Here is a 19,002-nt window from a genome sequence, read left to right as displayed (position 1 = left end):
TCAGTTTGCAATTTTACCACCGGTCCTAATCAATTGAAAACCTTTCTTGGTTTATAAAGAGTATCCCGTTTCTCTAAAATGGCTAATAACTTATCACCTTCAAAACCAGCCAATTCCTTCTCAGTTTGCTCCAATTCAATAAAGCGACCAAAACGCACTTCTTCAGCCTGCTCTGGGGTCAAATAAACCTTAACTAAGTCACCTGTACCAATCTCTAAGGGATGAAGAAAGTCTAACTCACCAGCTTGAACCTTTTCCTCAATTTCATTCAAGGTCAAAGCATCATCTAACTGTAAGCCCGCAGCGCTTGTTCGTGTTAAATAAGACATATGAGCTGCATAGCCAAGTTTTTCTCCCAAGTCAACTGACAAGGTCCGGATATAAGTCCCTTTGCTACATTTTACACGGAAGGTAAATCGAGCCAGATTATTTTCATAGAAAATGGAACTTGTTCGTTCAAAACTATAAATCGTCACCTGACGTTCTGGACGATCCACTTCCTGACCAGCACGCGCATATTCATAAAGTTTGCGCCCATTGACCTTGACAGCGGAGTACATAGGAGGAACTTGTATGATAGGTCCTGTAAGGCCAGAAATCGCTTGATCAACAAGCTTTTCATCTAAAGGAGACAATACTGGTGTCTCAGCAACCACCTCACCACTAGCATCCTCGGTTGTTGTAGAATATCCCAGAGTAATTTCACCCTCGTAAATCTTACCTTCGTCCTGCATAAACTCAACCATGCGAGTCGCCTTCCCTACAGCAATGGGTAAAACACCCACCACATCAGGATCCAAGGTTCCACCATGGCCGATTTTTTTAGTTCCTAAAATCTTACGCAGTTTAAAAACCGCATCATGCGAGGTCATCCCCGCTTCTTTTTTTAAGTTGATAATACCGTTCATTTATTAACTTTCTAAAAATACTAAAACTCTCTTTTGGAAATCATTATTCTGTTCATAGAGCGCATGCCCACACCCTGGCAAAATAATCAGTTGACTCCCTTTAATATGCTGTTGCAATCCAAGCGAACCATCTACGCCAAGAACATCATCTTTTTCTGCTCCAATGATTAACGTAGGGCAGTTGATTTTTTCCAAAAAAGCTAGACTATCATGTTTCAAACAAGATAAAGCCTGAATATCAATACGTTGTTTATCTTTAATATGACCAAAGATTCCCATTATTCGATAAAGGTATTTAAATTTTCCAAAGGATTTAGTCGTGTAAGAGTGACGAGCAATATCAATCATCAGATCTTTATAAGTACCTGACTGACTCAGGTTTATCCAGCAACTAATTCTCTGCCTACCTAGATTACTTAGTTTTGCAGTTGTTACAGCCAAAACTAGCTTTTCAACCTTTTCTGGGAAGTTTGCAGCTAGCCATTGAGCAATCATTCCACCTTGTGAAATCCCTATAACATAAGCGACATCTAGGTTTAGTGTCTCCATTGCTTCTGCTACATCTGCTGCCATATCCCGTGTCGTATAACTCTGCCTCAACTCATTGATTCGAGAAAAAACATAGATTTTATAGCGCTTGGCAAGTAGACGGTATGTGATTGAAAAAGGCATAGCCATACCTTTAACCGTCTGCAACCCATCCCCCAAGCCTGGTATGATTATTAAAGGTCGATTGCCTGTACCAAATGTCACATAATCCATAGTTTTTCCATTTATAGACAAGGTTTTGTTCTTTGCTGAGTACAAAAACTACTCCCCCTTCAGCGCTTCGAACTTAGCTTTCATGGTCGGATTCTTACGAGTCAATTTTTTAACAGAAACATCGTCCAACTTATTGTTTGCGAGGCGGAGTTGGTTTTCTGATGTTGTTAGGAATTTTTTGACTTCTTCCATCCTCTTAATAGCCTTGTCGATTTCATCGATTGCCTTACCAAAGTTGACAGAAGCTGAGTTATAATTCTTTGCAAAGGCAACCTTGAATGCGTCTAAGTCTTCTTCAAAGTGTGTGATGTCAATATTTTGCTCACGAATAAGTGCTAATTCTTGCTTGTATTTTAGGGAGTTAAGAGCCGCATTGCGCAAGAGACCAATCAACTGGATAAAGAACTGAGGACGAACGACATACATCTTCTCATACTCGTGGCTGACGTCGACAATCCCAGTATTGAAGTAGTCGTTATCTGCTTCAAGCATACTTACCAAAACAGCATACTCACAGTCTTTCTCACGGCGGTCTTTGTCTAATTCCTTGTAAAAGTCTGCATTCTTATGTTTCTTCTCTGTCCCGTCTGCTTCATTTTTCATCTCAAACATAATGGAAATGAATTCTAGTCCATTTTCATCAAAATCACGGAAGATAAAATCGCCCTTAGAACCACGTGCTGAAACCTTGTTGTCCTTTTCAAAGTAGGCATTTGGAAAGGCAAAGCTACGAACCTTGTTGAACTCACTCTCAGCATAGTGTTCCAAACTTTCACCGATTGCCTTGGTTGATTGTTGTGCCTTGAAATTCTTGTAAAACTCTACTTGTTCACTGGCTGCCTTTAGCTGGGCTTCATAATTTTGTTTTACAGAGGCTAGGGACAACTCATTTTCTTTTTCTTGTAAAAGGAGCTGGTTTTTGACCTGATCACGTTCTTTCTCTAAATCAGATAGTGTTTTTTGTAGTTGATTTTCATGCTCTAAGCGCAAGGTAGCCAATTGATTTTCTAGAGCTTGGACTTCTTTTTCTTTCTCTAGCAAACTTTGACTTGCACTTTGCTCCACTTCTTTCTTAGCCAATTCTTTTTCTGTATCAAAGTTGTTAATTTGACTTTGAAGCTGGGCAATCTCTTGATCTTTTTGAGCCAGTTTTGCCTGTTGTTCATTTAAGGATTTTTGTTCCACCAATGTCAACTCTTGTTTGATTCGTTCATGCAATTCCTTATCAAACTCTGCAGTGCGAACTTGAGAAAGTAGTTCTGCATATTGACTTTCATTGACTGTAAAAACTTCGCCACAATTGGGACATTTAATCTCGTTCATGTTCTTCCTCTATATTTATCTATTCTACTTTCATTATAGCATGGATAAACAAAAAGAAAAAGTTGGAATGAATCCAACTTTTAATCTACATATGTATCTTCGTTTTTATTTAAGAAGGCGTATGGTAATCCCATGAGTAGACCACCACCGATAAAGTTACCAATAAAGGTTACACCCCAGTGACGAAGAATATTTCCAATACCGAAATTTGCGATTGAATCAGCAGCAACACTGAATTTCACGATAGCAAATGATGCAAAGTTTGCGGCGATGTGCTCGTTTGTTAAGAATACAAACATGTAAATGGCTGAAAGAACCAACCAAAGTTTTGCTCCACCATCCTTAACTAAAACGAATGAAAGAATCGCGATATTTACAAAGACATTAGCCAAGATAGCTTCAAGCAAGATAAGTTCATTTGAACGGCCCAACTTCATTTCCACAACTCCAGAAATAAAGCTATCATGGGTAAGGTTTGCATAAGCTGCTGAGTGGGCGAATCCCCAACCTGCTATAAGAGCACCGATTAAGTTGAAGAAAGTACAGTATAGAAGAATTTCAGCTGTTTTTCTCCAGCTAATTTTTTTCAAAAAGCTACCAGCTGTCAAGAACATCATGTTAGATGTTACTAACTCAGTATTCAAGAAGACAATATAAGCCAATCCCCAAGCGAAAACAAATGGGAAGAGGAAACGTCCACTACCAGGAGCAATCTTATTAATCAAGTCAGCTCCAACTGCACCAGCTGCTGTACTAAATGTTAAGAATGCACCAGCAAACATTGAACGGATAGCATACTTGAATTTACTTTGACTGTAAAGACTTTCCTTTTTCTTACAAGCAAATTCAATTTTTGAGATAAATTCTGAAGAAACCATATAAACTCCTAAAACTTTTATTTGTGAATATTATAACATAAAATCGAAATTATGGGAAGGCTTTCTTAATTCTATTTACAATATTTTTATCACTTTTAGCAATCGTTTCCATTTGCTTTGTATCAGTATCTTTAATATTTTCAACCCTTTATTTTAAAACCCTCTATTCTATATGTTTAATATATGTTTTTTGCTTTGATCTATATTGAATTTACAAAAAAAGTTCTTTGGACAAAAAAATCGAGGTCTGGATTTTTAATCCCGACCTCCTCTATTATTGATTTTCATTATATTTTCAAAAGCTTGTACTAATCAACATAAGTCTCTTCATTTTTATTAAGATAAGCGTATGGTAAGCCTATCAAGAATCCTCCACCAATCAAGTTAGCAATGAAGGTAACACTCCAATGACGTAGGATATTAGGAATATCAAAGTTAGCAATTTGGTCAGAAACAATGCTGAATTTAATAATGCTAAAGGATGAAAAGTTGGCTGCAATATGCTCGTTTGACAAGAAAACAAACATAGAAATAGCTGATAAGATAATCCAGAGTTTGGCATTGCTATCCTTAATCAAAATAGAAGATAGAATGGCAATATTTACGAACATATTTGCCAAAATCCCTTCCAACAAGACCAACTCACTAGGTCGTGCCAACTTCTTGGCTACAATCTTTGGAAGATAACTATCATGTGTCAAGTGTGAAAAAGCCGATGAATTAGCAAAGAACCAACCTGCTAACAGAGCACCAACTAAGTTGAAAAAGGCACAATAGAGCAAAATGATAAAGGCTTTTTTCCAATCAATCTTCTTCAAGAATGTTCCAGCTGTCAGGTACATCATGTTGGACGTGACCAACTCGGCATTCAAGAAAACAATATAGGCAAGTCCCCAAGCAAATACAAAGGGAAAAAGAAAATAGCCAGCACTTGGAACGATGCTATTGAGTAGATCAGCACCTATTGCCCCAGCGGCTGTACTAAAGGTTAAGAAAGCACCTGCAAACATCGAGCGAATGGCATATTTAAACTTGCTTTGGTCAAATAGACCCTCTTTCTTATGGCAATAATAATCAATCTTTGAAATAAATTCTGACGAACTCATATAAACTCCTTAAAATATCATTGTTAATATTATAACATAAAATATTTTAAGAGGAAATAAATTTATGGCCTTTACATTTGAATGTTTTTACTAGCAGCAAAAGATTCAATTTCTTCTGCAGTCAACCCTAACAGCTCTGAAACCCACAAGCCGACAATATCAGACAAAACAGAATCGCAGACATATTCATTCTCACCATGACCATATTTACAAGTAAATAGTGGAGTTCTTATCGCTGATTGATAAAAATTGAAGGCTAACTCTTGCAATTTCTCTGGCTGAAATTTAAGTCCCAACTCTTGTGCAAGTCCAGCTCTCACTTTATCCCACAATTCACCTTTTGACTGGTAGTTTTCTCGTGCTTTGTTAATAAATCCCTGACAGAATTTTGACAACAAATCCTTGTTTTGGTAGACTAACCGACAAGAAAAGTCTGAGATAGAACCAGCATGAAGTAAGAAAGTAAGCAATTCATCAAGGCTTTCTGCTACCCGGCCAACTTGGCCTTCACTCCCTATAAAACCTATACTCTGATCTTCAAGAATTACATATTCTCCCCCGCTGCCGTCTTTAGCAAAGGCTATGGGCGAAAGAGAATAAACTTCATTGTTCTGAGAAAATTCAACCTCTTTCAACTGGTCATAAAAGAGAATATCGCATTCTTGCATCAATAAAATTCTTAGTTGTTTATCTTCTCTTATTACTTGTAGTTGATTCATATTAGCTACTCTCCTAGCTTTGACAACTGTCACAAGTGACAACAATCCAATTTTAGCAATCGACTCTTAATAATAATAATAGATTTTAATATGGCACTTCTTGGCCACATTGGCAAGATTTTTCAATAACTCCTCGTTTCTTTTGCTTTTTCCAAAATGAAAAGTAAAAGATTTTCCATCTTTCCTTGTAAAGTACAGATGATACCTGTCCCCATTCATTCTTCTCCCTCGAACGTAATCAATATCAATCTGTCTAATTTCAGCTAGAGGAACAATCCTTTTTCTAAAAAGAATAATCGTGTGAATGTATAATCTTCCCTTTGCAATATGAAAAGGATCCAACATACTCCCACCACTTTTTAAAGATGTCTTAACTCTTTGGAAAAAAAGATAGAAATAAAATAGTGCTAAAAAAATTAACAAAAATCTAATGACCTGATTTTTCCAAAGGACTTCAAAAACTGAAATACGATAACCATACATATTAAAATAATCCCTTTTTTCTTTATTATACCACTTTTGTTGAGCTTCTAGGTTCATGGATAAAGAAAAAAACTGAACAAAGTTCAGCCATTTTCAATAATATTTCATGTGATATCTTTATCTAGTCAAATCAAGACGTTTACCGATTTTTCCGATAAGAATAGCACCAACAATGAGTGAAGCGAATTCTCCGATAGCAGTTGTAAACCAAGTTAAGAAGAAAGGTGCTTCTGCCACGATGTTCAATTCAGCAGCAATGGTGATCATTGAAATCGAAAAAAGAATTGAAAAGAAGAAATGATCTTTTCGAATCAATCCATTAAAAAGATAGTCTTTTTTATATTTGCTAAACAACCATACGCCTAAACTTAGGAAGACAAGAGTTGATCCTCCACCAACCGCAACATCGATGATTCCAAAACTGAAGAAATTAGCAATCATACAGCCAAGAGTAACACCGATAATGTACTTAGGATTGTAAAAGGCAAGAAAATTCATCATTTCAGAAATACGGAACTGATAAGCACCGTAACTGATAGCATTAAGGGGTGGTGTGATTGTCAAAACCACATAAATTGCTGCGACAATGGCAATATCTGCCAAATCACGGACAGTAAGTTTTTTCATCTATTATTCTCCTTTAGCGATTAACCCGCGTATAATATGCTTGGTGAAAGAAGCTAAGCACCAAGGGTTGAACAAGTCAACCTTTCAAGTATAGCACATTTATGTCCTTTATGCTATACTATTTTTATGAAAACATGCATAAAAAATTTTTTCGATAATGAAATCCTCTCCTACTTATTTTTTGGAGTTGCAACGACACTTGTTTCTATCATTGTTCGTATCACTATTTTTTACTTTTTCCAACAAGAATTATGGGCGACTGCTCTGGGAAATATAGCTGGAATTCTGTTTGCTTTTTTCACCAATGATACCATTGTTTTTAAACAGAAACGAAAACATTGGTTCAAGCGCCTGATAAAATTTACGACTGCAAGATTCATAACTTTCCTATTAGACCTACTTCTGACCTTTATTTTTGTGACGAGTTACCCTCATATTATCGGTCAATTTGTAGGTGATAATCTCAATACTATCAATACAATTGAGACTATTTTTGCACAACTTACTATTATAGTCCTCAACTATATCTTCAGTAAAGTTTTTGTTTTTAAAAAACACTGAGCATATTACTTGCATTCAACAGATGATTAAGTTATAATTTAGAATGTAAAATTACGAAAGGAAAAAGAAAATGTTAAAAGATCTTAAAGAATTTTTGCTCCGCGGTAACGTTGTAGACCTTGCTGTCGGTGTGATCATTGCATCTGCTTTTGGAGCTATCGTAACTTCATTTGTTAATGATATCATCACTCCACTCCTATTGAACCCAGCCTTGGAAGCTGCGAAAGTACAAAACATCGCTGAGCTTGCATGGAATGGTGTTACATATGGTAAATTCTTGAGTGCTGTTATCAACTTCCTTGTAGTTGGTACTGTTCTATTCTTTGTGATTAAAGCAATGGAAAAAGCTCAAAATCTTCGTAAAAAAGAAGAAGTTGCTGAAGAAGCACCTGCAGGTCCAACTGAGTTGGAAGTTCTTCAAGAAATCAAAGCTCTTCTTGAGAAAAAATAATCATATAGAGGATTCGGTTCAATACTGAATCCTTTTTTTATTCTCCTTTGCTGAGCTTAGAAAAAACTTGAGTTCAGCTCTCTTTTTTGATATAATAATTAAAGTTTCCACCCTTAGTGTAATGGATATCACGTAAGATTCCGGTTCTTGAGATGGGGGTTCGATTCCCTCAGGGTGGATAGATGTAAACAAACAGCGAAGTCGCTGTTTTTTTCTGTATTAATCTTGTCTTTGAATATAGATCATTGATACCAACGAAAGTAAAATAACTCCAAGTCCGATGATTAAAAAGGAAACTAATTGCACACTTGGTAAAAATGTCATTACACCTTTCGCAATCGGCATAAAGAGAATTGCCAGTGTAAAAATGGTACTCAATACCCTCCCCAGATAGTCTCCATCAATCTTGGTTTGTACCTGAGTAAAGAAGTGAATATTAAAAATTGTCATAAATAATTCACAAACTAGGTTTCCTAAAAAAGTAAGAAAATTTGGCAGTGGTAAGCCCATCATGAAAACTCCTACTCCTGTTAAAATCAATAAGAACAAAAGTGTATTCATACTAGATTTAAATTTATTTGCTATCAGTGCTCCGATGATTGAGCCAATCGCACCCATGGTTAAGATAGTCGCATAGGCTCCCTCTACACCATAGAGTTTATTTGAAAAAGGAAGCAAAAACTCAAAAGCTGCAAAAAAGAAATTCACACTTGAAGCCACTAACAAGAGAAAGAAAATTTCCTTTTGATGCCTGATATAGTGCAAGCCATCTTTGATATCCGCAAAAATATCTTTTCCAGTAAAAGGTTTCTGCTCTTGAACCTTTGGTTCTTCTTTTGGAAGTAAAGCAACCAGAACAAAAGCGATGAAAAAGGTCAGCGCATCCAGTAAAAGAGTCGCATGGAGGCTTGCGAATTGTAAAACGATGAAGGAGAGCACAGGAGAACTTACAGCAACAACCTGCAAGACTAACTCTAAACGAGCATTATAGGTCACAATCTCGTCTTTCTCTACAACCTCAGTTATAATGGCCTTATTGGCTGTACGAGAAAATGCAAAGGCAACCGCCTGAACAATATTAGCAAAAATCAAAGCGCCAATCATCCAGCTATCATTTCTGATAAAAGAAATAGCTAAACAGAGAATCCCACAAACCAAGTCTGTTGTCATCAAAATCTTGCGACGAGAAAAACGGTCTGAAATCACTCCACCCAAAGGATTGACTAGAATGGATGTGACGAGTTCAGAGATCTGATAAATTCCAAGAACGGTTTGTCCTATCGTTCCCATTGATGCCAACCAAACACTGTTTCCATAATCATAGAGCATATTTCCTATCTTGTTTATAGCTCCACGACTAATTAACTGTACTGCGTATCGATTCATAAAAACTCCTCTCAAATTTTGAAACTATTGTATCAAAACTTGGAGGAGTTTCTCATTTTTCCCTTATTTGGGAAATTAATTTTTGACAAATTGATCGTAATGTTCCTGATAGTAGGCTACTTACTCTGGAAGATCTAGTAGGTCAAAAATACGCATGGCCTCTTTCATCTGCTTACAGCCTTCTTTACACTGTCCCTTCTGATAAAGGGCAAAGCCTTTAAGAAAGTGGAAAACATTACGCTCATAGAGTTTGATGCTCTTACCTATGATCTTCTCTATATAAGCTTCAAAGTAGCTGGAATTTTTAAAAGCAAGATGTTCTAAACAATGCTGGTAACAATTAAGGGCTAAAATCAAGACCAGTTTTCGATGGCGTCCAATTTCTTTGTAGAAATCCTCCCTCTCCATCACTTCTCTACCAAGGCGAGTAACATATTCCACATCATAAAAGCTATAGAGATTGCCAAAGAGGATCAACTCATACATGGTCCATTCATCTGTTTGGAAAAGATAATCTGCCACCTCATCCAGATCATCTTGCTTCATAGTGAAGCTAGCATCTCTTTGACAAATCAGACCTTGTAACAAAATCCAGTTCAGCTCAAAATAGAGGGGATTTGTTGAACTCTTAGCTTTTTCAAGTTGTTCTTCTTGAAGTTTTTGAAAACCTGCAATATCATTTGAGTAGTATAGCGGAATAATCTGAGCCATCAAGCTGACATGCTCATGATGTTGAAAATTTCTAGTCTTATCCATAAAATTCTCAATCGTCACGTGAATATTATCTAATATTTCAAAGAAACGAGATGCAGCCAGATCCGACTCCCCCAATTCAAAGCGGGATAATTGGGAGGTCGAACAGGCCTCTCCTGCAGCTTCTTTTAGAGAGTAATTTTTACTGATTCGAAATTCACGAAAGACTTTTCCAAGATTTTCCATCTTACACCTGCTCCGATAATTCTTCCCACTCAAGCATAGCTTCTTCCTGACGGTGGCTGATTTTATCCAGCTCTGCCTGCAATTCCATGAGTTTATCTGCATCATTGGTGGTATGCATTTGTTCAGAGATAGCTTGGGCTTGCGTTTCCAGTTCTTCGATTTCTGCCTCTAGGTTTTCGATTTGTCTCATCAACTTACGAAGTTCTTTTTGACTCTCTTTTTGGGCTTGATAGTCATTAACTGGAGAAGCTTCTTTTTCTTGGCTATAAGCCGCCGCTTCTTCCTCTTGACTAGTTGCCAGCTCTGTTTTTTTCTCAACATAATAGTCATAATCTCCCAAATAGAGGGTAGAACCATTTTCGGACAATTCCAGAACATGTGTAGCTACTCGATTGATAAAATAACGGTCATGGCTGACAAATAGAAGAGTCCCATCAAAGTCAATCAAGGCATTTTCCAGAACTTCCTTACTATCAATATCCAAATGGTTGGTCGGCTCGTCAAGAATCAGGAAGTTATTATTTTCCATTGATAGTTTAGCCAGTAACAAGCGAGCTTTCTCTCCACCTGAAAGCATGCCAACTGATTTCTTAACATCATCACCTGAGAATAGAAAGGCACCTAGGCGATTTCGGATTTCCACTTCTGGCGTTAATCTAAAATCATTCCAAAGTTCATCTAAAACTGTATTGCTTGGTGTCAACTTACTTTGAGTTTGGTCATAGTAGCCAACTTCAACATTCGCACCGAAACGCTTCTCACCCTTTATAAAAGGGATCTGATCAACAATAGACTTGATAAAGGTTGTCTTTCCAATCCCATTCGGACCTACAACTGCTACTGCATTCATCTTACGAAGGTCGAGGTTGATAGGCTCTGATAATATTTCACCATCATAGCCAATAGCAGCATTTTCAACTGTCAAAACGACATTACCAGATACCCTATCAGAATGGAAGGTCATATTAGCTGATTTCTTACCAGCTTCAGGCTTGTCCAAACGCTCCATTTTCTCCAGTTGCTTGCGTCGAGATTGAGCACGTTTGGTTGTTGATGCTCGAACAAGATTTCGGTTAACAAAGTCTTCTAAGGCAGCAATTTCCTTCTGCTGCTTTTCGTAATTTTTAGCTTCAGTTGCGAGCTTCTGCTCCTTCTGCTCAACAAAACTTGAGTAGTTTCCTACATATCTGTCCAAAGAATGTTTGGTTAAGTCGAGTGTTATGGTCGCAACCTTATTGAGGAAATAACGGTCGTGGCTGACGATAATTAAAGCACCACTGTAGTTGACCAAATAGTTTTCTAACCAGGCAATCGTTTCAATATCTAGATGGTTAGTCGGCTCGTCCAAGACCAAGAGATTAGGCTTTTCAAGGAGCATTTTGGCAAGGGCTAAACGAGTATTTTGACCACCAGATAACTCTGCAATTTTCATCTGCCACATAGACTCTTCAAACTTGAAACCATTTAAGATAGCACGGATATCAGCTTCGTATGTAAATCCTCCAGCCTGACGAAAATTTTCTGATAGGCGATCATAGTCTGACATGAGTTTATCAAGTTCTGCTCCAGTCTTTTCCCCCATCTCCAACTCCATCTGGCGAAGTTGTCTTTCAGTACGACGCAAGTCATCAAATACATGTAGCATTTCATCGTAAATGGTGTTCTCAGACTCAAAACGGCTATCCTGTGCTAGATATGAGAGAGAAATATCTTTTTTCTTATTGATTTCACCCGTGGTTGGCTCCTCTTCTCCAACCAATATCTTGAGCAAAGTAGACTTCCCAGCACCATTTTTTCCAACGAGGGCAATACGGTCTCTTTCATCTACTTGTAGGTTTATATTATCAAAAAGAACCTCTCCTGCAAAAGAACGTTCAATTTTATTAGCTTGTAAAATAATCATGTAACTATTTTACTATCTTTTTCCATTTTTAACAATTCTAACTAAAAAAGTTCGAGCTTTTCACCCGAACTTTTTATATTAGTAACCGATGCCTCCACGGAATGTGCGAGCCATATCTTTTAAATCATAGTTTTTAGAAGATGTATCGATAGTCCATTTACCATCTTTCTTAGTCATTTTAATTTCATACCCTTCTCTTTTCATATTATCACTAGTATCAAGAGGAGTTGAGTCAAATTGGCTTGGTGCATTCTCTAAAATGTATTTCTCGCCAGCTTTCATAGCTTCTGAGTAGTTACTGTATTTACCTTTATTTTCTTCATAGAATTTACGGCTTAATTCATGAACATTCAAATTGTCTAAGTCAATTGTTTCAGGTCTTACATAAATAACCGCGTAGTCTGGTAGGTAAGTTTTTACTTTATAATCAACTTTTGCTCTTTTAGCATTGGCTTTGATATATGCTTCTGCAAAGGTACGAAGTTCTGCATCAGAAGGCTTGTAGTTATAGAATCCTTTACCAAATGACTCGATAAATTTCTTAATGAATTCTTCTCGGTCAGTCTTCACATCATTTGAGATACCATCTGTTTCATTAGAAGACTTCTTATCATCAGATTTTTTATCTTCAGATTTCTTGTCTTCGGACTTATCTGATTTTTTATCATCGAGTGCGACAATTTGAGTTTTTTCATTAGTGAAACTTACGTTTGATGCTCCTCCAGTGTTTTCTCCATCAAGAAAAACAGCATCAACATATTTTTTCATTGCTTCTTTCGCTTCATCGATATGATCTTCATATTTACTTGGATCAACCTTGATAGCTACGTCATTATTCTCTTTTGCATTTTCTTTTACATCTTCATAAAAGCTTGGTGCAAAGTGAAGCTCATATTTAGCATCCTTATCAACTTCGTAAACAACATAACCAGCTACACTCTTACCTTTAGAGAGGCTATCCCCATAGTCCATAAATTTAGTTTTACTATCTGATTCATAAACTTGGATTGGTTCAACCTTCTCATCTTTTTCATTGTAGAGTGTGATATCTCTGTTTGTAAAACTAAACTTTTTATCACGATTATTTTTAATTTCTACTTGAAGAGCAAGATAGTGAGAAGAAGAATCTTCATCTTTGGGCAAAACATACATTCCATCTTTAACCGAAACTTCAAAGTTGGAGTTTGATGCAGTACCGTTATCGCTTGCTTTTTTGTTTGATCCACAAGCAACTAGCGCTAATACTGATAAAACTAAAGCAGAATGCTTAAGAATTTTGTTCATAAATAGAAAATCTCCTTTAATTATTTATTATATTCTACCATACACAATATAAAAGTCAAAATAGAAACCGAAATTATTAAAAATATCTTAAATTTATGTAATATTTTCTACTTTTTTTAAAGAAATTTATTTGATACATTAAAGAATTTCCTTATGTATCAAGTGATAAACAGAAATATTCTTAACACTTGATTTTTTACAAAATATTCATTTATTCATTACAAATTTACATTTTGCCTCTGTCTACGATTAATGAATTTTGTAAAAAAATAATATAAACTTAAAAATATAATCAAATTTTGAAGTACCTAAATAAAAGTAAATTTCTTACATTTTAACTCATGCTAACGTTTTACTAAAACTTCAAATCGTGGTATAATGTAAGCGATTAGATTATATATTAAAGGAGATTTCCTATGTCTTACCAAGAAAACTACCAAAAATGGGTTGATTTCGCAGAACTTCCAGATTACCTTCGTCAAGATTTGGAAAACATGGACGAGAAAACTAAAGAAGACGCATTCTATACCAATCTTGAATTTGGTACTGCTGGTATGCGTGGACTGATTGGTGCTGGTACTAACCGCATTAATATCTACGTTGTTCGTCAAGCAACCGAAGGTTTGGCTCGTTTGATTGAGTCAAAAGGTGGAAACGAAAAAGAACGTGGTGTAGCCATCGCTTATGATAGCCGTCACTTCTCTCCAGAATTTGCCTTTGAATCTGCAGCAGTTCTTGCTAAACACGGTATTAAATCTTATGTTTTTGAAAGTCTCCGTCCAACACCAGAACTTTCATTTGCTGTTCGTCACCTCAACTGCTTCGCAGGTATCATGATTACTGCTAGCCACAACCCTGCTCCATTTAATGGTTACAAGGTTTACGGAGAAGACGGTGGTCAAATGCCTCCACATGATGCGGACGCTTTGACTACCTACATCCGTGCTATCGAAAATCCATTTGCTGTTGAAGTTGCTGATGTAGAATCTGAAAAAGCATCTGGTTTGATTGAAGTTATTGGCGAAGCAGTCGATACCGAATACCTCAAAGAAGTTAAAGATGTGAACATCAACCCAGCTTTGATTGAAGAGTTTGGTAAGGACATGAAGATTGTCTACACTCCACTTCATGGTACTGGTGAAATGTTGGCTCGCCGTGCTCTTGCGCAAGCAGGATTCGACTCAGTTCAAGTCGTAGAAGCTCAAGCAACTCCAGACCCTGACTTCTCAACTGTTAAATCTCCAAACCCAGAAAGTCAAGCAGCCTTTGCTCTTGCAGAAGAACTTGGTCGCCAAGTAGGGGCTGATGTGCTTGTCGCAACTGATCCTGACGCTGACCGTGTCGGTGTTGAAGTCCTTCAAAAAGACGGAAGCTACCTCAACCTTTCAGGTAACCAAATCGGTGCCATCATGGCTAAGTACATTTTGGAAGCTCACAAAAATGCTGGTACACTTCCTGAAAATGCAGCCCTTTGCAAATCTATCGTATCAACTGACTTGGTAACTAAGATTGCTGAAAGCTACGGCGCAACTATGTTCAACGTCTTGACTGGTTTCAAATTTATCGCTGAAAAAATCCAAGAATTCGAAGAAAAACACAACCACACTTACATGATGGGATTTGAAGAAAGCTTTGGTTACTTGATTAAACCATTCGTGCGTGATAAAGATGCTATCCAAGCTGTTCTTGTCGTTGCTGAACTTGCTGCCTACTACCGCTCTCGTGGTTTGACTCTTGCAGATGGTATCGAAGAAATCTACAAAGAGTACGGCTACTATGCTGAAAAAACAATCTCTGTTACTCTTTCTGGTGTTGACGGTGCTGAGCAAATCAAAGCAATTATGGCTAAATTCCGTGAAAATGGTCCAAAAGAATTTAACGCAACAGCAGTTTCAACCACTGAAGACTTCAAAGCACAAACATCTACTGCAGCTGATGGCACTGTAACAACCTTGACAACTCCTCCAAGTGATGTATTGAAATACACTCTTGCAGATGGTTCATGGATTGCAGTTCGTCCTTCAGGTACAGAACCAAAAATCAAGTTCTACATTGCAGTTGTTGGTGAAAGCAACGAAGATTCACAAGCTAAGATTGCTAACATCGAAGCTGAAATCAATGCCTTTGTAAAATAAAGCAACTATATAAAGGTCGGGAAAAATCCTGACCTTTATTCTTGATGATGAAGTAAAAGCTGACTGTAATTTATGTCTTCTTTTAGCTCTTTTGAGCAAAACTTCAGTTTCTATATTTTTAAAGACACAGGAATATAGGACTAGAAAATCAGACTTAGTTTACTGATTTCTGCACCACCATCTATTCGCGTATCAAAACTGAGCAATTTTAGAAACTTTATGGCATACTAGACATATCAATGAAAGCGAGGTAATCTCATGGAACAATTTTTAGAAAACATCAAAGATCTTGAAGTTACAACTGTAGCGCGTGCTCAAGAAGCACTTGACAATCAAGAAACAGCAACTTTCTTTATCGGACGCAAAACTTGTCCTTATTGCCGTAAATTTGCTGGTACATTGGCTGGTGTGGTGGCTGAATCCAAAGCGCACATCTACTTCATCAATAGCGAAGAGCCAAGTCAACTTGAAGCTTTACAAGACTTCCGCTCACGCTATGAAATCCCTACTGTACCAGGATTCGTCCATGTTGCAAATGGACAAATCAATGTCCGTTGCGACTCTTCAATGTCAGCTCAAGAAATCAAAGAATTTGCTGGCTTGTAAAATAGTCTATAAAAAAGAAGGCTTGTGCCTTCTTTTTTATATATCCGTCAATGGTGTTGCAGTGTCTGGTGAAGTATCGTAAACTTGAAAGTCTACTCCAACTCCAAGATCTGCTTGAGCTAACTGATTAACCATGGTCATGTGGGCCAGCTCTTTGATATTATTTTCCTTGGACAAATGGCCTAGGTAAATCTTCTTGGTACGATTACCTAGTGTGCGAATCATAGCATCTGCTCCATCTTCATTTGAGAGGTGACCAAGGTCAGACAAGATACGCTGTTTAAGTCGCCAAGCATAAGATCCAGCTCGCAGGATTTCAACATCATGATTTGACTCGATCAGGTAGCCATCTGCGTTCTCCACAATGCCAGCCATTCGGTCACTAACATAGCCCGTATCCGTCAGCATGACAAAGCTCTTATCATCCTTCATAAAACGATAAAACTGTGGCGCGACTGCATCATGACTCACACCGAAACTCTCGATATCGATGTCACCAAAGGTTTTGGTTTTTCCCATCTCGAAAATATGCTTTTGAGATGAGTCAACCTTACCGAGATACTTACTATTTTCCATAGCCTGCCAAGTTTTCTCATTGGCATAAAGATCCATGCCGTACTTACGAGCCAGAACGCCCACACCGTGGATATGGTCTGAATGTTCATGCGTAATCAAGATAGCGTCTAAATCCTCTGGTTTACGATTGATTTCACTCAAAAGGCTTGTAATTTTTTTGCCAGATAGGCCCGCATCTACTAAAATTTTCTTTTTTGGTGTTTCCAAGTAAAATGAATTTCCACTGGAACCCGATGCTAAAATACTGTATTTAAAACCGATATCACTCATTCTAGTCTTCTAGTTCATCCTCCCAAATCTCTTCTTTCACGGCATCCTTATCGTATGGCAGTACGATAGTAAAGGTTGAACCCTTACCGTATTCACTCTTAGCCCAGATAAATCCATTATGTTGTTTGACGATTTCTTTAGCAATAGCAAGTCCTAGACCAGTACCACCTTGAGCACGACTTCTTGCCTTGTCAACACGATAAAAACGGTCAAAAATCTTTGGTAGATCTTCTTTAGGAATCCCAAGCCCTTGGTCCGAAATTGATAAAATCATCTGATCATCTGTAGTCTTCATGCTTACAGTGATTTTTCCACCATCTGGTGAATACTTGATAGCATTATTCAGGATATTGTCAATCACCTGGGTCATCTTATCCGTATCAATCTCAATCCAAACAGAGTTAATCGGATAATCTCTCACCAACTCGTACTTCTTCTCCTCATCCTGACTTTTCATTTTATCAAAACGATTGAGAATAAAGGTGATAAAGGCAGTAAAGTTAATCAACTCAACATCCAAGTGACTGGTCTCATTGTCGATCCGTGAGAGGTGCAAGAGGTCCGTCACCATCCGCATCATACGATTGGTTTCATCCAGAGAAACCTTGATAAAATCTGGAGCAACTGGTTCTGTTAGGGCTCCTTCGTCCAAGGCCTCAAGATAGGATTTTACACTGGTCAAGGGTGTACGCAACTCATGACTAACGTTAGAAACGAAAAGCCTTCTCTCACGTTCTTCCTTCTCTTGTTCAGTCGTATCATGTAGAACTGCTACTAAACCAGAGATAAAGCCAGACTCTCTACGAATCAAGGCAAAACGCACGCGCAAGCTGATATACTCGCCATTCACATTTTGGGAATAAATCATCAATTCAGGACTTTGGGTAATGAGATCTCTCAGCTCATACTCTTCTTCAATCTTGAGCAACTCTAAGATATTTTGATTAAGAGCATCATCCTTTTCAACTCCAAGTTGTTTCTTGGCCATGTCATTAATCATGATAATTTGACCACGACGATTGGTCGCAAGTACTCCGTCTGTCATGTAGGACAAGATACTATGCAACCTTTTACTCTCTTGTTCCAGATTTTCTTGAGTCAAACGGATTACTTCTGACAAATCATTAAGATTGTTAGTGATATTGGTAATCTCTGAACTTCCCTGCATATCCAAAACCTGAGAATAATCACCAGCAATCAAATCCTTAACCTTCTGGTTTAGCTGTCTAAGGCGAATATTATCACGACGGCTCTCAAGTAAGAGAAAAGTCACCAGCAAAATAAAGCCAATTAGGATGAGGATATAGATAAAGTCACTCGTCAAAATTGTTTGTCTAATTACTTCAATCATTATTTCTCATATAATATCCTACTCCACGACGAGTTAGGATGTATTCAGGTCTACTTGGTGTGTCTTCGATCTTCTCGCGCAAACGTCTAATTGTTACATCAACTGTACGGACATCTCCAAAATAGTCATATCCCCAAACAGTTTCAAGAAGATGTTCTCGGGTAATAACTTGACCAAGATGAGAAGCTAAATGATGTAAGAGTTCGAATTCACGGTGGGTTAGGTCTAACTCTTCACCATATTTCTTAGCCACGTAGGCATCGGGTAAAATCTCCAAATCGCCAATCTGCAGACTTTGTAATTTCGTTTCAGGTTCTTGGTTATCAACTGAAACAATATCTGTACGACGGAGAAGAGCTTTAACACGGGCCTGTAGTTCACGATTTGAAAATGGCTTGGTTACATAGTCATCCGCTCCAAGTTCAAGCCCAATAACCTTATCAAACTCGCTGTCCTTTGCTGAAAGCATGATAATAGGAACACTACTTGTCTTACGAATAGTTTTTGCAACTTCAAGTCCATCAATCTCTGGAAGCATCAAATCCAAGATAATAATATCTGGTTGCTCAGCTTCAAATTGTTCAAGAGCTTCACGACCATTAAAAGCAGTTACAACTTCATAACCTTCCTTGGTCATATTAAATTTTATAATATCTGAGATGGGTTTTTCATCATCTACAATTAGTATTTTTTTCATTTAGTCACCTTTTTCCTTATCTCATTATACCAAAAAA

Annotated in this window: 19 protein-coding genes, 1 tRNA gene and 1 riboswitch; of the genes, 5 read left to right on the top strand and 15 right to left on the bottom strand. The window is 37.5% G+C overall.

Annotation, left to right across the window (positions count from 1 at the left end; genetic code table 11):
- Positions 1-29: 29 nt before the first annotated feature.
- From truB to HMPREF2795_RS04810, 8 genes are all read right to left on the bottom strand, one after another.
- Complete coding sequence (gene truB / locus HMPREF2795_RS04845; RefSeq protein WP_075228363.1) at positions 30-908, bottom strand: tRNA pseudouridine(55) synthase TruB; 879 nt, start codon at positions 906-908, stop codon at positions 30-32.
- Between the two features lie 3 nt (positions 909-911).
- A complete protein-coding gene (locus HMPREF2795_RS04840) occupies positions 912-1,715 on the bottom strand; it encodes an alpha/beta fold hydrolase (protein WP_075228362.1) in 804 nt (267 codons plus the stop codon).
- A 3-nt stretch (positions 1,716-1,718) separates the two neighbouring features.
- A complete protein-coding gene (locus tag HMPREF2795_RS04835) occupies positions 1,719-2,993 on the bottom strand; it encodes a DUF2130 domain-containing protein (RefSeq protein WP_075228361.1) in 1,275 nt (424 codons plus the stop codon).
- Between the two features lie 80 nt (positions 2,994-3,073).
- Complete coding sequence (locus HMPREF2795_RS04830) at positions 3,074-3,871, bottom strand: formate/nitrite transporter family protein (RefSeq protein ID WP_075228360.1); 798 nt, start codon at positions 3,869-3,871, stop codon at positions 3,074-3,076.
- 308 nt (positions 3,872-4,179) lie between these two features.
- Complete coding sequence (locus HMPREF2795_RS04825; RefSeq protein ID WP_075228359.1) at positions 4,180-4,977, bottom strand: formate/nitrite transporter family protein; 798 nt, start codon at positions 4,975-4,977, stop codon at positions 4,180-4,182.
- 71 nt (positions 4,978-5,048) lie between these two features.
- Complete coding sequence (locus HMPREF2795_RS04820; RefSeq protein ID WP_075228358.1) at positions 5,049-5,696, bottom strand: hypothetical protein; 648 nt, start codon at positions 5,694-5,696, stop codon at positions 5,049-5,051.
- Positions 5,697-5,762: 66 nt separating this feature from the next.
- Complete coding sequence (locus HMPREF2795_RS04815) at positions 5,763-6,236, bottom strand: hypothetical protein (protein ID WP_148131272.1); 474 nt, start codon at positions 6,234-6,236, stop codon at positions 5,763-5,765.
- A 60-nt stretch (positions 6,237-6,296) separates the two neighbouring features.
- Positions 6,297-6,806, bottom strand: a complete 510-nt coding sequence (locus HMPREF2795_RS04810; RefSeq protein ID WP_045763277.1) for a QueT transporter family protein — start codon at positions 6,804-6,806, stop codon at positions 6,297-6,299.
- Positions 6,807-6,904, bottom strand: a riboswitch (PreQ1 riboswitch).
- Between the two features lie 28 nt (positions 6,905-6,932).
- Here HMPREF2795_RS04810 and HMPREF2795_RS04805 point away from each other — a divergent pair.
- The 3 genes from HMPREF2795_RS04805 to HMPREF2795_RS04795 all read left to right on the top strand — a co-directional run bounded on the left by HMPREF2795_RS04805 (position 6,933) and on the right by HMPREF2795_RS04795 (position 7,997).
- Positions 6,933-7,367, top strand: a complete 435-nt coding sequence (locus HMPREF2795_RS04805; RefSeq protein ID WP_075228371.1) for a GtrA family protein — start codon at positions 6,933-6,935, stop codon at positions 7,365-7,367.
- A gap of 70 nt (positions 7,368-7,437) precedes the next feature.
- Positions 7,438-7,818: a large conductance mechanosensitive channel protein MscL gene (gene mscL / locus HMPREF2795_RS04800; protein ID WP_075228356.1), complete on the top strand. Its 381-nt coding sequence runs from the start codon at positions 7,438-7,440 to the stop codon at positions 7,816-7,818.
- Positions 7,819-7,925: 107 nt separating this feature from the next.
- A tRNA-Arg gene (locus HMPREF2795_RS04795) sits at positions 7,926-7,997 on the top strand.
- Between the two features lie 40 nt (positions 7,998-8,037).
- On the opposite strand, the gene HMPREF2795_RS04790 is transcribed toward HMPREF2795_RS04795, so the two are convergent.
- The 4 genes from HMPREF2795_RS04790 to HMPREF2795_RS04775 all read right to left on the bottom strand — a co-directional run bounded on the left by HMPREF2795_RS04790 (position 8,038) and on the right by HMPREF2795_RS04775 (position 13,330).
- Positions 8,038-9,204 carry an MFS transporter gene (locus HMPREF2795_RS04790; protein ID WP_075228355.1) on the bottom strand — a complete coding sequence of 389 codons (1,167 nt, stop codon included), beginning with the start codon at positions 9,202-9,204 and terminating at the stop codon, positions 8,038-8,040.
- A gap of 120 nt (positions 9,205-9,324) precedes the next feature.
- Entirely contained in the window at positions 9,325-10,143 is an 819-nt protein-coding gene (locus tag HMPREF2795_RS04785; protein WP_075228354.1) for an XRE/MutR family transcriptional regulator, read from the bottom strand.
- 1 nt (position 10,144) lies between these two features.
- Positions 10,145-12,046 (bottom strand): ABC-F family ATP-binding cassette domain-containing protein, encoded by a 1,902-nt coding sequence (locus HMPREF2795_RS04780; RefSeq protein WP_075228353.1) that lies wholly within the window; start codon positions 12,044-12,046, stop codon positions 10,145-10,147.
- 78 nt (positions 12,047-12,124) lie between these two features.
- Positions 12,125-13,330 (bottom strand): DUF4352 domain-containing protein, encoded by a 1,206-nt coding sequence (locus HMPREF2795_RS04775; protein WP_075228352.1) that lies wholly within the window; start codon positions 13,328-13,330, stop codon positions 12,125-12,127.
- Positions 13,331-13,746: 416 nt separating this feature from the next.
- Here HMPREF2795_RS04775 and HMPREF2795_RS04770 point away from each other — a divergent pair, with 416 nt between their 5' ends.
- Together HMPREF2795_RS04770 and HMPREF2795_RS04765 are read left to right on the top strand one after the other, a co-directional pair.
- Positions 13,747-15,465, top strand: coding sequence for a phospho-sugar mutase (locus HMPREF2795_RS04770; protein WP_075228351.1), 1,719 nt, complete (start codon positions 13,747-13,749; stop codon positions 15,463-15,465).
- A gap of 258 nt (positions 15,466-15,723) precedes the next feature.
- Positions 15,724-16,071 carry a DUF6568 family protein gene (locus HMPREF2795_RS04765; protein WP_000434664.1) on the top strand — a complete coding sequence of 116 codons (348 nt, stop codon included), beginning with the start codon at positions 15,724-15,726 and terminating at the stop codon, positions 16,069-16,071.
- A gap of 36 nt (positions 16,072-16,107) precedes the next feature.
- Here the strand turns inward: HMPREF2795_RS04765 and HMPREF2795_RS04760 are convergent, their stop codons facing one another.
- Genes HMPREF2795_RS04760 through yycF form a run of 3 tightly spaced genes read right to left on the bottom strand, consistent with a single transcriptional unit; the run spans position 16,108 to position 18,965 of the window.
- Positions 16,108-16,917: an MBL fold metallo-hydrolase gene (locus HMPREF2795_RS04760; protein WP_001279898.1), complete on the bottom strand. Its 810-nt coding sequence runs from the start codon at positions 16,915-16,917 to the stop codon at positions 16,108-16,110.
- Between the two features lies 1 nt (position 16,918).
- Positions 16,919-18,268, bottom strand: coding sequence for a cell wall metabolism sensor histidine kinase VicK (gene vicK / locus HMPREF2795_RS04755; protein ID WP_000573602.1), 1,350 nt, complete (start codon positions 18,266-18,268; stop codon positions 16,919-16,921).
- Positions 18,261-18,965 carry a response regulator YycF gene (gene yycF, locus HMPREF2795_RS04750; RefSeq protein ID WP_000722070.1) on the bottom strand — a complete coding sequence of 235 codons (705 nt, stop codon included), beginning with the start codon at positions 18,963-18,965 and terminating at the stop codon, positions 18,261-18,263. Before yycF ends, vicK begins: the two co-directional genes overlap by 8 nt.
- Positions 18,966-19,002: the final 37 nt, after the last annotated feature.

Origin of the sequence: Streptococcus sp. HMSC056C01 (assembly GCF_001811305.1) — a bacterium.
GTDB lineage: Bacteria > Bacillota > Bacilli > Lactobacillales > Streptococcaceae > Streptococcus.
The sequence above is the reverse complement of the archived record's forward strand: the minus strand, read 5'-3'. Positions and strand labels throughout refer to the sequence as shown.